Source organism: Hahella ganghwensis DSM 17046 (assembly GCF_000376785.1).
GTDB lineage: Bacteria > Pseudomonadota > Gammaproteobacteria > Pseudomonadales > Oleiphilaceae > Hahella > Hahella ganghwensis.
Genome location: NZ_AQXX01000111.1, coordinates 24017 through 39523 on the forward strand (window position 1 = coordinate 24017; position 15507 = coordinate 39523).

Consider the following 15507-nt stretch of genomic DNA (forward strand, 5'->3'; position numbering starts at 1 on the left):
GGCCTGAGAGTTTCAGGCCATTTCCCTTATCCTAATAACAACCAGATAGCTACAACTATTAGACTTCCGCCAAACAGGACCGCCTGCATTTTTTGTCCCATTTCCCCCGTCAGTCGTTTCAGCAGGAGTGCGCCTCCGGCGATCCAGGTGATATGGGTGCTGATGTTCAGCACTGCCAGCATGACGACCAGCCACAACACTCTGCCGGTAGTGTCCTCGCTCTGACTTCCAAACAGGGAAAACATTAGAAATACCATAATCCAGCCCTTGGCGTTAAGTAATTGGATTATCAGGCCATCTTTGAATCCTAAAGGCTTAGGTGCAGATAAATCAGGGTTGAATAAGGGGCGAAAAAAATTAAATGCCAAATAGAAAAGATAGCAGGCCCCAACGCTTCGTATCAGAGCATAGAATTGCGGATATTCCTGCAAAATGGCCCCCAGGCCGAAACCAATAATGAGGGACTTGATAAGAAACATCAGGTCAATACCCACCATCAGCGGTAATGAGCGTTTTACGCCCATGTGAGCACCACATGCGGCAAATACAATATTTGCTGGTCCAGGGCTGAACACCAGAGGGAACATAACGGCCAACCAGGCCAGAATAAAGCTCAATGACATTGATTTACTTCCTGAAGACGATATTAGGTTGAGAGCCCCTGCTAAGAGCCTCTCAAGTTAAGTTGCGTCAGTAAATCTATGTCAGCGTGTTAATGGGATTCTTGTACAAAATTGCATTTACCCAGGCGGCCTGGAGTAATACCGTATACACGCTTGAAGTTACGGTGAAGGTGGCTTTGGTCGAAGAACCCACACTCAAGTGCCGCAAGTGACGGTTCTACGCCCCGGTCCAGCATGCGCTTTGCCTGACGAGTCTTCAGCAGGATCAAAAATTGATGTGGTGTAAGGGAATACTGCTGTTTAAACGTTCTTATAAGCTTGAACCGGCTTTGCCCTGTCAAATCTGATAGCTCATCCAGAGTGACGTTGCGCTGCCAGTTCTCGTAAAGATAATCCCTGATTCGCTTGTTTCCTGGTACATCATGCCCCTCTTTATGTGGTCGATGCTGCTGATAACTGTGTCTGAGAAATAACTGATAGAGCATGGTTTCCAGCAGGGAATCCTGCGCTAGCAAGAAACTTTCAACTTCCATTGCCAGATGTAGCTCCAACAGCAGGTTGAACAATGCGGGGTCATCAATGATGGGGCCTCGGATGAATACCTCGACATTGCTAAAGTTGTCCTCCAAAGTTCTTTTCAGTAAAGACTCCTCAAAATAAAACATGCGATACCGCCAGCCTCCATTGCTGGCAGAAAATCCGGTATGAGTCTCCGACGGATTGATCGCAACGATTTTCCCTTGAGGTACAACGATTTTGCTGCCCTGGTAATCCAGTCCTTCGGCACCCTGCTGGATGATCCCGATGGCTAATTGATCATGCCAATGCCTGGTAAATGCAAAGTTTTTGAACGACGCTGACAGCAACTCAATGCCGTCAATACGTGAATTTCCCCAAAGCTTGGAATATTCTTTCATCTTCAGTTTTTTAGAAGCTCTTAAGTTTTTTAAAGACGAACTTTCTGAGATTTTATTTGCCTGCCCTAATGGGAAATAGTGGCTTTCCGGTCAAATAAAACCTCAGAAAGTTCAGCCGCAGGCGCTTAACAGGACGTCAGGTCCTGATGATTAACGGCGTGGCGATGACATATAAGCCGGGCCATATTTCCGCAAAGATACTGCATGTTGTAGTGATTTGTCATAAACCTATAGCGATTATTTATCTTCTTCTCAGCCATAGACGCTACACTTAAGTATACCCCCTAGAAAATCAGGAGTGATCGTCATGAAAACACACTCTCTGATCTGGAAGATCACCCTGCCTGTTGTTGCTGTATTCCTCTTGTCTGTTATTGCCATCTATTTTTACGTTCCGAGCGCAATGGAAACTAATGCCGTAAAAGAGGCAACAGTTTCGGCGGAACAAATGGTTCAGCAGTTCAAAACATTGCGTGGCTACTACACGAAAAATGTGGTTCAGAAGGTTCTGGGTAACTCCTCAATGAAGGCATCCTTTGATCATCGTCAAAACGTGAATGCCATTCCTTTACCAGCCACGATGATTCATGACCTTAGTTCGGAGTTTTCTCAGGAGGGAATGACACTTAAGCTATACAGTGCTTTTCCTTTTCCCAACAGAGCCGGGCGAAAATTGGATGGATTTGGTCAGGAGGCATGGAAGAGTCTCAACAGAGAGCCGGATAAAACATTTTCAATGGTGGAGAAGACGCCCGGCGGCAACTCTATTGTGAGAGTCGCTGTCGCCGATAGAATGGTCGCTGCAGGCTGTGTTGCATGCCACAACTCTCGTCCGGACACTCCTAAAAATGATTGGAAACTGGGAGATGTCCGGGGTGTCCTGGAAGTTGATATCAATATTGACGAACTCATCGCGAATGGCCAGACCTTGGGAATTAAAGTTGTTGCGGTCATGATCCTTGTTCTGGTTGCTGTTCTTTTGGTCATTATTGGTCTGTACAGAGTATTGGTCCATCGCAGGGTGCATCGTGTTGCTCTGGCACTGGAAGGGATATCTGGTGAAGGTGGAGATCTGTCTCACCGTCTGGAAGTTGATGGGGAAGATGAGGTCAGTCGGATTGCAATGGCCTTTAATCGATTCGTTGAGGAATTAAGTACGACCTTCAGTCAGATTGCCGGACTTTCCAGAGAGGTTGCACAGTCATCCAAATCTCTGTCCCTGATAACTGAACAGACCAGTCAGGATATCCAGCTACAGCAGGCCAAGACCGAATCAACGGCGACTTCGGTTAATGAGATGACTGCCACAGTGGATGGTGTAGCTGAAAGTGCCAGCCAGGCTTCTCAAGCTTCTTCACGGGCTGATGTCGCCTCAAAGGAAAGCCAGAATGTCACCCGCTCCGCTGCGGCTGCGATTGGTCAGGTGTCTGAAAGTATGCAGGATGCAAAAGATGTCGTCGATCAGCTTTCTGAAGACAGTCGAGGGATAGGGGCGGTATTGGATGTTATTCGAGGAATTGCAGAACAAACAAATCTTTTGGCTCTGAATGCGGCGATTGAAGCCGCCAGAGCGGGTGAGCAGGGCCGAGGTTTTGCGGTGGTCGCGGATGAAGTTCGCAGTCTTGCCCAGAAAACACAAGCGTCAACCGAGGAAATCCACCAAATGATTGAGAAACTGCACTCAGGTACTCAGGCAATGGTGTCAGTGATTGAAAAAGCCTCTGATAAAACCGCGCAGTCCGTTGATTTTTCGCAAAAGACTTCTCAATCAATGGAAGAAGTATTCAATGCTGTCAATACTGCTAATGAAATGAACGCTCAAATTGCCTCAGCAGCCCGTGAACAGCATCAGGTAGTGGAGGAAATTAACCAGAATATTGCGTCCATCAATGAGTTATCGCACCAGTCTTCTGATAGCGCCACTCAGATTGCCGCAAGCGCTGAAAAATTGTCGCATTTGGCGGAAGAGTTGAATACATTTACCTCCCGGTTCGGTGGTTAATCCCGGGTGTTAGTTGTCTATCCTTGAATCTGCCAATGCAGCGGGGAAAATGCGCTGATACCTGTTGTGTGATCAGGTAAATGAATCGATGACTTGCTAATTGTAAAGGAGAGAGGAGTATTCATGACTGACGAATTAGTTGAGATGTTTCGGCCTACAGGCCCTAATGAGTTAGAACTAGTAAAAGCATCTGGTTATAAGTGTTGGCCGCCTCGTTTGCCCGAACAACCAATCTTTTATCCGGTTACGAATGAACAGTATGCGCGGGAAATCGCGACTCAATGGAATATCAAAGACAGTGGCGTGGGTTATGTTACTCGGTTTTTCGTGAAGGCCTCATTCATGCCCAAATATAAGATTGAGCAAGTAGGGGCGGCTCACCATGCAGAATGGTGGGTTCCTGCTGAGGAGCTGGAAAGTCTCAACGATAACATTGTGGGGGAAATTGAAGTGATTGGTGAGTACCGAAAGTCGGACTAGTGATCCCCTCCGTTTTATTGGGAAGAAAAGCTGTCTTCCTTCTCTGTATTTAACCGTTTTTCACGGGTAAGAGATATTTAAGATTGATTAAAAGTGACACTATCTTCCTTTTTTTGTTCTTGGGAATTCCTCTGGTAATGGATTTAGCCATAGCACGGATGTAACCCTCTCTATTAACCCATCAGATATAGCTCATATTTTCGGAGATTTTCTTGTTAGTTCGATTTCTGTTGTCGTTTTGTGTGTGTTTTTCGGGATTGGCTCTGGCGCAGTCAGATGTGCCGTTGATGCCGAAGCATTGTTCATTTGATTATGACTACCATCAACTCTCACTCGAAAACGGGTTAAAGGTACTCCTGATTTCAGACCCGGAGGAAACGCAGGCCGGAGTCTCTATGGATGTGGCGGTCGGAACTAAGGATGATCCCAGTGATATGCCGGGGATGGCTCATTTTCTGGAGCATATGCTTTTCCTGGGATCTGAAAAGTATTCCGATGCCGATGTCTATAGCCGTTATATTGAGCAACACGGTGGATATGCCAACGCGACGACTGATTATGCAAACACAAACTATTACTTCCAGATAAATACAGAGTACCTGGAGGGAGCGCTCGCCATATTTGCTGACCAGTTTGTCAGTCCGACACTGGATCCGTATTACATTGAACGGGAGAGTAATGCGGTGAACGCGGAGTATGAATACAGGAAAAATAGACTTTATTGGCGTATGAGAGATGTTGCTAATGAAGTGTATGGAGCACGCCATCCGCGGGCTAGGTTTGGCATGGGGAATAGCAGTACGTTAAACCGGGTGTCTGCTGGTAATTTGACCAAAAGGGTTCGGGCCTGGTGGGAAAATCAATACAGCGCGGACAAAATGGCTCTTGTCATTCGCTCCTCGCAGCCAATGTCCGAGTTAATTGATATAGCAAACAAGTATTTTTCGGAAATTAAAAAGTCTGACGATTCGTATATTCGTTTTCCAACACCGCTGGAATATCAGAACCTTCCCGGTGTCGCCAAGTTGGATTTGGGTAAAGCAAAGCGGTATATGGTGCTTCATTTTCCTTTAACGGGAGATTTATCTGATATTCACCAGTATGCAGCGGAAGAGTTCGTTAGCTTTTTACTGGAGCAGCAGGTGGAGGGCACTTTCGCAAATCGTCTGCTGGTAGATGAATTAGGTGACGGAGTCAGTGTTGAGTTTAATCTGGATGATCCGAACTCCCCCAGAATCGAGATGTATATAGATATTTACTATGACGGTTCCCAGCAATATTGGGAGGTCATTCGGCGCTTGATGGCCTATGTAGATCTGTTGCAAAGTTCGACGCTGGAGGAATGGCGATTTGATGAGTTTTTGCAAATTAAAGCAATGCAATGGTGCTACTCAACCAACTGGGATGCCAGTGAGATGGCATACAACTTTCAGCGTTATGGCTTCAAGTATTCGATTTCGAAAGGATATGCTGCTGAGAGCTATGACCCCGAGACTGTTAAAAAACTCCTGAGCTTTATCAGAGTGGACAATATGCTGGTATTAGTCAGCAACCCGGATTTTATGACGAGTCAGTACTCGCGATGGTTTGGCACAGCATTCGATTATGAGCCAATCGAAGAAAATAACCTTGTGCACTACATGCCCAAGGTCGAGCGAAAAGTGAGAGAAACCACTCGTAATCCTCATTCGAAGAAAATGGTGGAAAAAGTAGAGGATTATTCGTTAACGCTACCTAAAAAGAATCCTTTTATTCCCAAGCATCTGACCAAATCCAGCTTGGTGGACCAGAAAAGCCCTAAAGCACTTGATATTCACCCTAATGTTGATGCGTGGTACGGCAATGATCGAAGCTTTAACAGTCCTACAAGTATGTTCTATGTTTTGCTTCGGTCTCCGGTAGCAGACAGTAATTCGCAGAATGCAGCACTGGTTTATCTGATGAAAAGCTTTCTTGAGGAAAATCTTCAGGAATCGATTTCTGCCGCAACAGATGTGGATACCTATCTGGATATCACACGAGAGGCCAACGGTATCGGTCTGTACTTTGTTGGATATCGGGACAGTATAGAGCTTTTGCTGGATGAGGTTCTCAAGCAATTAAGAAATCTAAAGGTTGATGAGGATACCTTTGCCGGCTATCGATACGGCTGGATGGGGTACCTAAAACGAAGAGACGAGCAGCCCCCCCTTAGCATCGCTAATCTGTTGCAGACAAAGTTACTGTATGCCCCGGATTTCAGTGACGATGATATTGCTGCCGGGATGCGTGGCAGTTCTTGGGCAAGACTGGTAAACCTCATGGAAGACTGGAAAAGCGCCATGTGGGTTACTTCTCTGGTATATGGAAATGTCAGTGAAACTCAGGCAATCGATTGGAATAAGAAGATCGCGAATTCGTTGATCAAAAAGGAAGGAAAGGTCGAAGTGGTTGAGGCTGTGATGAAGCTTCCCTATGGTATCAACAGGCTTCTGGATGAGACCGCGTTTTCTGACTCTGCGGTACTGGTGTATCTTCAGGGTGAATCGACCGGACCAGAAGAGAGGGCTAAGTTCCTGCTTCTAGAGCGGTTGTTGGCCTCTCGATTTTATTCAGATCTCAGAACTGAAGAGCAATTGGGATATGTCGTTGATTCCCGGTATGAAAGTTTCGTTGGTTACCCGGGAATCACCTTTTCTGTACTTTCACCCGTCGCGGCAGCAAATGTCTTGGAAGACAGTATCCTGGAATTTGTTGAGAAGTTTGCCTCCAACCTTAAAGCGTTACCTCCAGAGGAATTTCAATCCTATGTCAGTGCGACTGTAACGGAATTGAAGTCAGAGGCAGATGACCAGGAAGAGCAGGCCGACCGGGTGTGGGATGCAATGAATAATGCGGGTTATAACTTCACTGTCAGAGAGGAAATTGTCAACTCTCTGGAGAACTTGGATAAGGATGCTTTTTTCGATTGGTACATTCAAAGGGCGCTTCCAGGGAAAAGTCGACTGTTATCGATCCTGATTGAAGGAGATTCCCATTCCTTGAGCTGGGGTTGGAAGAGTCAGATTGGAGATACCCGCATAGACTCAATTGACGACTTTAGGGAAGTTACTGATTCCTGGAAAATCCTGGCTGGAAAGCAAAACCTCAATCGGGATTAGAGTCACGTTGTGGAGAGTCCTGCTGGACTCTCCATCCTACTGGATCGTCGGAATGAGGCTCACTTGATCGCAATCCATACCCTCCTGGCTTCTTAGTTCAGATTACAGGTGCCTCACCCCTTCGTACCACTAATAGCCACACTGTCGCCAGATCTCTCAAAAAAACCTTATTGATTGCTCTGAAGTGGAAAGAGTATCCTGGCCTGACACACTTCGTAACACAAAGCTGCAAAAGCATTCTGTTCGCCGATAAGGACTAGTACTAAAGTTAGAGGGCAGATCTGTATGAAATTCATAGGGTTACTCCTTGGCTGATAGTAGGAAAACGGGACTATCTGTCCTGTTGGGCAGACTTTGGCGTTGGTATAGCATCCGTACGCTGGTACTTTTGTGCGCCTGTTTGTTGGTATTTCTGCCAACCAGACCACCCTCTCTGCAAGCATTGGACATACAATTATTTGAGACAGCCCAGTCTCTTACTCCGATAGCCGCGGTTCGTACCTCCAAACATATTTCCCCCGATCAATCCCCATGGTGGACCGGTGTCATCGAGGGTTATCGGTCGGGAACTGAAGCGATTCCGCAGGATCTTTCGGTACCTTACTGGCTTCCCCTGGCAGAACGAGTCGCTATTCTACTGATGGCTGTTTATTTGCTGCTGGGACTTTCCCGTATGGGGTTGGCCGCCGGCTTTTGGCTGACGTTTCTGATACTTGCCGGCATCACAACGACGGAACTGGGAATGCTGGCCTTACAGGGGAAATGGTGGCCTCTGGGTAGTGCGATTCAGTTTTTGGCAGTGGGTTATCTTCTGATGCTGTTCTGGTTGCGTCCTCACCAGGAGATCCAGGTGTTGCAGACGAACCAGCATGATTTGGGCCTGAAGCTGGCTGGTCAGTTTTATCAGCAGCAGCGGCTGGACCAGGCCATGGAGGCATTGGAGTTCTGTTATGCCACTGATGAGGCTCTTGAACTTTGTTACAGCATTGCCATTGAGCAGGAGAAAAAGCGTCAGTATACCGCCGCCATCAATACCTATGAGGCAATCCTCGAACAAACCGGGTCATTTCGAGATGTCAAAGAAAGGCTGCAAAGCCTGAGAGCGGCCAACAGTGTTCTGACACAGCACGCCACAGGTTTGGAAATGGCCAGTACACTGGCGATACCTGAAGCCTCGGTTAAGCCTGTATTGGGACGTTATGAGATTCAGCAGGAGCTTGGCCGCGGTGCAATGGGCATTGTTTACCTGGGCAAGGATCCCAAGATTGCCAGGCTTGTCGCAATAAAAACGTTGAACTATCAGCAGTTCGATAGTCAGGAGCTGGATGAACTGCGCGAACGTTTTTTCCGGGAGGCTGAGGCCGCCGGACGTTTGAGTCATCCGAATATTGTGGCCGTTTATGATGTGGGTGAAGAAGTCGATCTGGCCTATATTGCCATGGATTATGTACAGGGCTGTGCGCTGGATCGATACTGCCGTGCGGATGAATTATTGCCGGTGGCAAAAGTCTATGAGCTGATGGCTCAGGTCGCCGATGCCTTGCAGTATGCTCATGAGCGCAACGTCATTCACCGGGATATCAAGCCTTCCAATCTGTTGTATAACCCTGAAACCGGCCAGGTGAAAGTATCTGATTTTGGCATTGCCAGAATATCGGATGATTCAAAAACCCGAACAGGGCTGATGTTAGGCAGCCCTCTTTACATGTCTCCTGAGCAGTTGAAGGGGAAGGCCATCAAGGCCACAGCCGACCTGTACAGTTTGTCGGTGACCTTTTATCAGCTGCTGACGGGAGCCACACCTTTCAAAGCGGATACCTTGCCGGAGCTTTCCATTCAGATTCTCAATAAAAAGCACAAAAGTGTGCGGGAGTTGCGTGAGGACCTTCCAGCCAGTGCTGTCCGGATTATCAATAAAGGATTGCAGAAAGAGCCCTCCAAACGTTTTCAAAACGCTGGAGAAATGGCCGCAGCGATTCGTGAAGCATTGGTCAGCGACTTCGGTCGCGAGGTCGCCTGATAACTTTTTTATCTTTTTCGCGGAGGATGTTTCATGCCTGTATTAGCTCAACTGGTCGACGATGTGGTGGTCAATAAGTTCAACCTTGAACCCGGGGAGCTCAAGGTCGGTCGTCATCCGGATTCTGATATCCAGATTAACGATATCGCCGTTAGTGGAAATCACGCCCTGATTGAAGTGGAAGTGAACAAGTATCTGGATGGTGTGTTTGATGTTTTTATCAGTGACCTTGGAAGTACTAACGGAACCTTCATCAACGATGAGCCGGTTAACAGTCGTCGACGTCTGAATAACAACGATATTGTTCGTATTGCATGGAACCAGTTCAAGTTCATCGAAAGCCTTTCCGGTACGTTGGAAAAAACTGCCTATACTCTGGAATAAATGCTGATTGCCAATCTTGTTCTGACCTGATAAATCTATCCGTATCCTAACTTTTTAAGGAATCGGCCAATGGATGTTGCTACATTATCCCTTTATACCCTGGTTGCATTTGGGGCAGTGCTATCTCCAGGGCCGGCGGTACTCCTGGCGATTACGCTCGGTACACAGGTAGGCCTCAGAAAAACCTGGTTTGCCATTGCTGGAAATGTTGTGGGTCTTGCTCTCGTGTCCTTACTTTCGGCGATAGGGCTTGGGGCTGTACTGGCTGCATCAGGGATGGCATTTATGGTATTGAAGTTCGTCGGTGCGGCATATCTGATCTACCTGGGAATTAAGTCCTGGAAGGACAAAAACTTCCTTAGAGTTGATGATAGTGGGCAGGCGATTAATGATCAGGTCAAAGGTCTGGATTTGTTTCGCAGAGCTTTCCTGATTGCGGTAACCAACCCCAAAGCAATTCTGTTTTTTACCGCCTTGTTTCCTCAATTCGTGAATACCGAAATCGCCGTTGTATCCCAATTGGTGGTGCTTACGGCGATATTTATGGGAATATCCTTTACCGTGTTGAGTGGATATGCCCTGATTGGCAGTAAGGCCCAGAAGTGGTTATTTGAGCCAATTCGGCTGCGCTGGTTCAAACGGGTAACTGGCGGTCTGTTCGTCAGTATGGGTGTGCTGCTGGCTACCCAGACTCGTGCGCAACCCGTGTAGTAAAGTTCAGGCCCTGTAGCATGCCAGTATCAGGGCCCAGAACTCCGAAAAATCGTTGACCACGACATCCGGTTTATGAGGAAAACGTTCTGAGCCGGGAAATATCTTCTGCAGCCAATTCAGATCCCATTGCGCTCCATTAAAAAAGACACTCGTAATTCCCGCTATATTGGCGGAGATTGTGTCGGTTGTACTTTCTCCGACATACCAGATCGACTTATCTAATTTACACTCCAGCTTTTTGGCTGCCAGGTAGATTTGATCCGGATGAGGCTTTCTTCTGGGGGCGTCATCACCGCAAACTTCTACGTCAAACAGGTGAGCCCAACCGTTACCCTCAACAGCCGCCAGTTCGTGAACGAAAAATTCCCTGTCCCTGTTGGTGATCACGCCCACTTTCAGGTGGATGCTTCTCAGGCCTTCCAGCATCATTTGTACCTGCGGTTCGAAAGGCAAAACGGTACCGTAGTGATTACGGTAATGCTGGTTAAATGCCTGGTGTGCAATAAGCTTGGCTTCCTGATCTTCACCGAATAGCACCTCGAAAATATCTGTCCGTGATATCTTGCGGTCGGCTTTTACTTTGGGGTGTAGTTGCTGGTAATGGCGAACATGTTCCACCAGCTTGGCATCCTCTGGTGTTTTGCTCTGCTCTGGTTTAATCAGCCGGTCGATCAGTTTCAGTTCTTCGAGTAAGGGAAGCATGTCGTCTACGGCGTGGTACATAGCGTCCAGGGTATCTACCAGTGTGGCGTGCCAGTCGAACAAGACCAGGGAGGGTGGGGTCAAGCGATAGGCGTTGGGATGCCAGTCCGGTTCAATTCTTGGTGGTGGTGGAGGCCTTGGCGGCCACGCCGGGGGGCGGTGATCATGAAGGCGTATGTCAAAAGACGCCAGCTTTTGTTCCTGCAGGAACTCCAGTGCATCCATCAGTTGTTCGAAACTGTCAATCACCAGTCGTGGTGCTTCGGGATTCTGCTCTATGTTATCTATGATCCTGTCGATCCATCTTTCTTCCCAATGAGCGCCGTTATAAAACACCGGTGTAATGCCCGCTATGTAAGCGGTTTGCATGTCTGTATGGCTATCGCCGACATACCAGACATGGGGAGATATGGGTTCGCCAAGGTTACTCAGTGCCTGATGAATGACATCCGGAGCAGGTTTGTACTCTGTAACATCGTCGGCACAGACACTGGTATCAAATAACGGTTTCCAGCGCCCCCCTTCCACCAGGCTCAGTTCGTGATCCAGAAACTCACGGCTACGATTGGTGGCAATCGCCAACTTGATCCCCATTTGGTGGAGTGTGGAGAGATACTCGTAAATCCCTTCCTGGAAAGGTTTAACGTCACCATAGTGTCGGCGATAGCACTGGTTGTAGGCGTTATGTGCCCGACGTTTGGCTTCTGTATTGTTGCCGAAGACGGCGTTGAATATTTCGGTTCTGGAAACCCTTCTTTCCGCAAGTATCTTCGGGTGTAATTTCCGGAATATGCGAATGTAGCGAACCAGTTTGATATCGTCTGGTGATTTACAGAACTCCTCTGGTATCAGCTCCCCCACCAGATCCAGTTCCTCAAGCTGGGGAAGCATCTCCTCCATTGTCTTGTACATGGCATCCAGAGTGTCCACAAGCGTACCATGCCAGTCGAATAACATTACTCTCGGAGACGGAAGTGAAAGCTGATGAATGCTGGGCTCTGACATTAGCGCTGGTGACCTCTTTGGCGGACAGACCGGGCATCGCTCGATATTCATAGGGGTATATAAAAGTTAGCATCCTGCGGATGAGCTGCAAGCAGAACTGAGTCAAACGCCATTGACTGACGTATCAACCGAAAGCTTCACTTGCTGTGAATTTCTCGGAGATGTCTTTATGAATCAAACCAGTATTCGGTACTTTGTTGCCATTTTCTTGTGCTTTGCCCTGCAGACGGCCAGTGTTTCTTATGCAGACCTGAAGGTTCAACCGTTGCTGCGATCACTTGATTCTCCATGGGGCATGGCGTTTCTGCCTGATGGCGAAGTCTTGATTACGATGAAAGAGGGGGCGTTGCTGAGAACAGATCTGCAGAACAAGAACCCCCGTTGGATCGAGGGTTTGCCTGATTCATCGGTGAAGGGGCAGGGAGGCATGCTTGATGTTGCGTTACATCCAAACTTTGAAACCAATCACTGGATCTACCTCACCTTTACCCGCAAGGTTTCTGGCGGATATACCACCGCGCTTGCGCGGGGGGTGCTCAAGAGCAACAGTCTGGATAAAGTGGTGGTGCTGTTTACGGCCAATGCGGTGAATACTGGCGGACGCCACTTTGGCTCCAGGTTGGCATTCGACAATCAGGGATATCTTTATATGACTGTCGGCGATCGGGGGGAAAGAGAGTTTGCCCAGGATTTACTGCACCATAACGGTAAGGTGCTTCGTTTTCATGATGATGGCCGCATTCCTGAAGATAATCCTTACGTGGGGCGATTGGATGCCCTGCAGGAAATATACACCTATGGACATCGAAATCCTCAGGGGCTGGTATTTGATGAGAGGAGTGGTCGTATGTGGCTGCATGAACATGGCCCCAGAGGTGGTGATGAGCTCAACCTGCTGAAATCCGGTGCCAACTATGGCTGGCCGGTGGTGACATATGGCAGGGAATATTCCGGATTTTCCATTACTGATAAAACGGAAATGCCAGGAGTGGAGTCCCCCGTATTTTATTGGGATCCTTCTATAGCACCTTCTGGATTGACCATTTATCGCGGCAACCTGTTCTCTGATTGGGAGGGGGATCTGATCGTGGGGGCGCTCAAATATCAATTGGTTACCCGGGTACAGATGTCGGGAGACATAGCGTTGGGTGAAGAGCGTTATCTGGGCAGCCGTAATGAACGCATCCGTGATGTCGATGTAGGGGCCGACGGCGCGTTATACGTTCTTACCGATGGCAATGACGCCCAGCTCTGGAGAGTGCTTCCAGAATAGGGTCTGCTGACTTACTATCTTGCTCGATTTGTATCCTATATAGCACTCTGTCGCATTTTTGCGACATGTAACCTATTGAAAAATAAAGCGAAATTTATTGCTATCTTGAAGTTGTCGCAGATTTGCGACAGTTTTCCGGGTGTCCTCAGCAGTAATCAGTATCGATATAATTCTATCTTATTGATTTTAAATAAAAAATAAATATTGGCATCCATATTGATATGTATCTGGCATAAGGGAAGCCGATGAGGTGCCCACTGGTAAGCTGGTGTCCATAGGGAATCGGACAAGATTTCGCAGGGATTGTGAAATCTCATTCTTCGGATTGTGGCCAGTGCATAAAGTCTACCGCAGCGATTAGCCAGTGAGTATTCCAAGGGGACCCTTTTTACATCGCCAATAAATGGAGGTGGCGGCTCTGGGACTTCCGGTCGCCGTCTGAAATTTTCGAGATGAGGTTAGTTCGATGAAGAACTCTTTAATTAAAAATGTTGCCGTATTTTCTTTTGTTGCACTGACTGCTGGTGCAGGTAACGCACTTGCAGATGATTCCATGGAAGCTCAAATGCTGGAATCTGAAGCCAAATTTGTTTCTCTGGATGCTGATAAGAGCGGTACGTTGTCTCAAGACGAGGCTGCTGCCGACAGCGCTTTGGCTGAAGCCTTTGCTTCTGCCGATGCCGACCAGGATGGTCAGATCAGCAAACAGGAATTTGTACTGTATAGCGGTGACGCTACCGCTGCAGGGAACTGATAGTAATCAGTTCTTGGTTGGTGTTGATTAAGCTTCAGTACCAACCGATTTAGCGTCTTGGAAAGACTTGTCTTTCTAGCCCTGTTGATGTCGTTTATTGAACTCTTTTCTTGAGTTGCCGGCCTCTTCAGCAGTAATTCCAGTTCGGTGGATTATTGCTTCTTGAAGATGGCCGGATCTATTTCATATTTTGCCAGTAATTTGTAAAAGTCTGTACGGTTGCGCTGTGCCAGTTTAGCGGCCTGACTGACGCTGCCATTGGTAATGGCAAGCACCTTCTGCAGATAGCCTGACTCAAAATGTGCCCTCGCCTCGTTAAATGATGGGAACTCCGGTGCCCGATTTGCCAGTGCTTGTTTGACCAGCGCTACGCCAATGATTGGTGTGGTGGTCAGAGCAATAGTCTGTTCCACGACGTTGACGAGTTGACGAATATTTCCCGGCCAGTGAGCTTCACAAAGTAGGGCGAGTGCTTCAGGTGCAATACCTTTCACGAATCCATTTCTTTGATCTCGTTTGCTTGCCAGAATGTGCTGTACCAGAGCTGGAATATCTTCACTTCGCTCATCAAGGGGAGGAAGGCTGAAGTTGACGACGTTCAACCGGTAGTAAAGATCCTCCCGAAAGTCTCCAGACTCCATGGCTTCATCAAGATCTCTGTGGGTTGCAGAGATAATGCGAACATTGATGGGGACCGATTCGAGGGAGCCGAGGGCGCGTACCTGACGTTCCTGCAATGCCCGTAACAGTTTGACCTGTAATGCCAGGGGCATATCACCGATTTCATCCAAAAACAGAGTGCCACCCTCAGCAGAACGGAATAAACCGGTATGGTTTTTTACAGCGCCGGTAAAGGCTCCTTTGATATGGCCGAAGAGTTCTGACTCCAGAAGTTGTTCCGGTAATGCGCCACAATTAATTGCCACAAAAGGTTTGTCCGACCGGGGGCTGGCTCGATGCACGGCTCTGGCCAGTACTTCTTTACCTGTTCCACTGGGGCCGGTGATCAGAATGTTGACGTCTGACTGAGCAGCCATTTTTGCCTGATCCAGCAACTGTTCCATGGACTTGCTGTTCGTGATGATATCTGCCCGCCAACTGTCAGAGAGATGGTGGTGGGAATGTGTCAGTGCATTTTCGATGGAGTCAATCAGTTGGTGTTTTTCGATGGGCTTGGTGAGAAACCCGAATACTCCCTGCTGAGCTGCAGACACGGCTTCGGGAATAGTGCCGTGGGCACTCATAATGATGACGGGCAGGCCAGGATATCTCTGTTGTACTTCAGCGAACAAAGCCATGCCGTCCATGCCATCCATTCGCAGGTCAGAGATTAATAGATGAACCGGTTCTCCTTGCAGCTGCTTCAGAGCGGCAGTGCCGGAAGTTGCTGTGGAAACCCGGTAATTGGCCGATTCGAGGCGAATAGTCAGCAGCCTCAGCAGGCTGGTGTCATCATCAACGAGAAGAATATGAGGGGGGCTTGAAGACATCTA

The 15507-nt window shown here is 48.0% G+C and carries 12 protein-coding genes; 8 read left to right on the forward strand and 4 right to left on the reverse strand.

Annotation, left to right across the window (positions count from 1 at the left end; all coding sequences use genetic code 11):
* Window positions 1–26: 26 nt before the first annotated feature.
* Window positions 27–623: a LysE family translocator gene (locus F566_RS0112575; protein WP_020407343.1), complete on the reverse strand. Its 597-nt coding sequence runs from the start codon at window positions 621–623 to the stop codon at window positions 27–29.
* An 89-nt stretch (window positions 624–712) separates the two neighbouring features.
* Window positions 713–1540 carry an AraC family transcriptional regulator gene (locus F566_RS0112580; protein WP_020407344.1) on the reverse strand — a complete coding sequence of 276 codons (828 nt, stop codon included), beginning with the start codon at window positions 1538–1540 and terminating at the stop codon, window positions 713–715.
* 307 nt (window positions 1541–1847) lie between these two features.
* Between F566_RS0112580 and F566_RS0112585 the strand changes: the two genes are divergently transcribed.
* The 6 genes from F566_RS0112585 (at window position 1848) to F566_RS0112615 (ending at window position 10277) form a co-directional block, all read left to right on the forward strand.
* Window positions 1848–3542 carry a methyl-accepting chemotaxis protein gene (locus tag F566_RS0112585; RefSeq protein WP_020407345.1) on the forward strand — a complete coding sequence of 565 codons (1695 nt, stop codon included), beginning with the start codon at window positions 1848–1850 and terminating at the stop codon, window positions 3540–3542.
* Window positions 3543–3665: 123 nt separating this feature from the next.
* Window positions 3666–4022: a hypothetical protein gene (locus tag F566_RS0112590; protein WP_020407346.1), complete on the forward strand. Its 357-nt coding sequence runs from the start codon at window positions 3666–3668 to the stop codon at window positions 4020–4022.
* A 212-nt stretch (window positions 4023–4234) separates the two neighbouring features.
* Entirely contained in the window at window positions 4235–7162 is a 2928-nt protein-coding gene (locus F566_RS0112595; RefSeq protein WP_026179964.1) for an insulinase family protein, read from the forward strand.
* Window positions 7163–7469: 307 nt separating this feature from the next.
* Window positions 7470–9182 carry a serine/threonine-protein kinase gene (locus F566_RS0112605; RefSeq protein ID WP_026179965.1) on the forward strand — a complete coding sequence of 571 codons (1713 nt, stop codon included), beginning with the start codon at window positions 7470–7472 and terminating at the stop codon, window positions 9180–9182.
* A gap of 33 nt (window positions 9183–9215) precedes the next feature.
* The gene (locus tag F566_RS0112610; RefSeq protein WP_020407350.1) at window positions 9216–9566 is read left to right on the forward strand and encodes an FHA domain-containing protein; all 351 of its coding nucleotides are present in this window, start codon (window positions 9216–9218) and stop codon (window positions 9564–9566) included.
* Window positions 9567–9635: 69 nt separating this feature from the next.
* Window positions 9636–10277, forward strand: coding sequence for a LysE family translocator (locus F566_RS0112615; protein WP_020407351.1), 642 nt, complete (start codon window positions 9636–9638; stop codon window positions 10275–10277).
* Between the two features lie 6 nt (window positions 10278–10283).
* Here the strand turns inward: F566_RS0112615 and F566_RS0112620 are convergent, their stop codons facing one another.
* A complete protein-coding gene (locus F566_RS0112620) occupies window positions 10284–11987 on the reverse strand; it encodes an HAD family hydrolase (protein ID WP_020407352.1) in 1704 nt (567 codons plus the stop codon).
* 169 nt (window positions 11988–12156) lie between these two features.
* On the opposite strand from F566_RS0112620, the gene F566_RS0112625 reads away from it, so the two are divergent.
* Together F566_RS0112625 and F566_RS0112630 are read left to right on the forward strand one after the other, a co-directional pair.
* On the forward strand, window positions 12157–13260 hold the full coding sequence (locus F566_RS0112625) for a PQQ-dependent sugar dehydrogenase (protein ID WP_020407353.1): 1104 nt from the start codon (window positions 12157–12159) through the stop codon (window positions 13258–13260).
* Window positions 13261–13726: 466 nt separating this feature from the next.
* Window positions 13727–14014 carry an EF-hand domain-containing protein gene (locus F566_RS0112630; protein WP_020407354.1) on the forward strand — a complete coding sequence of 96 codons (288 nt, stop codon included), beginning with the start codon at window positions 13727–13729 and terminating at the stop codon, window positions 14012–14014.
* 152 nt (window positions 14015–14166) lie between these two features.
* Here the strand turns inward: F566_RS0112630 and F566_RS0112635 are convergent, their stop codons facing one another.
* Window positions 14167–15504, reverse strand: coding sequence for a sigma 54-interacting transcriptional regulator (locus tag F566_RS0112635; protein ID WP_020407355.1), 1338 nt, complete (start codon window positions 15502–15504; stop codon window positions 14167–14169).
* Window positions 15505–15507: the final 3 nt, after the last annotated feature.

Coding starts and splice junctions, on each gene's coding strand:
- F566_RS0112575 (WP_020407343.1), bottom strand. CDS start 623: ATGTCATTGAGCTTTATTCTGGCCTGGTTGGCCGTTATGTTCCCTCTG.
- F566_RS0112580 (WP_020407344.1), bottom strand. CDS start 1,540: ATGAAAGAATATTCCAAGCTTTGGGGAAATTCACGTATTGACGGCATT.
- F566_RS0112585 (WP_020407345.1), top strand. CDS start 1,848: ATGAAAACACACTCTCTGATCTGGAAGATCACCCTGCCTGTTGTTGCT.
- F566_RS0112590 (WP_020407346.1), top strand. CDS start 3,666: ATGACTGACGAATTAGTTGAGATGTTTCGGCCTACAGGCCCTAATGAG.
- F566_RS0112610 (WP_020407350.1), top strand. CDS start 9,216: ATGCCTGTATTAGCTCAACTGGTCGACGATGTGGTGGTCAATAAGTTC.
- F566_RS0112615 (WP_020407351.1), top strand. CDS start 9,636: ATGGATGTTGCTACATTATCCCTTTATACCCTGGTTGCATTTGGGGCA.
- F566_RS0112620 (WP_020407352.1), bottom strand. CDS start 11,987: ATGTCAGAGCCCAGCATTCATCAGCTTTCACTTCCGTCTCCGAGAGTA.
- F566_RS0112625 (WP_020407353.1), top strand. CDS start 12,157: ATGAATCAAACCAGTATTCGGTACTTTGTTGCCATTTTCTTGTGCTTT.
- F566_RS0112630 (WP_020407354.1), top strand. CDS start 13,727: ATGAAGAACTCTTTAATTAAAAATGTTGCCGTATTTTCTTTTGTTGCA.
- F566_RS0112635 (WP_020407355.1), bottom strand. CDS start 15,504: ATGTCTTCAAGCCCCCCTCATATTCTTCTCGTTGATGATGACACCAGC.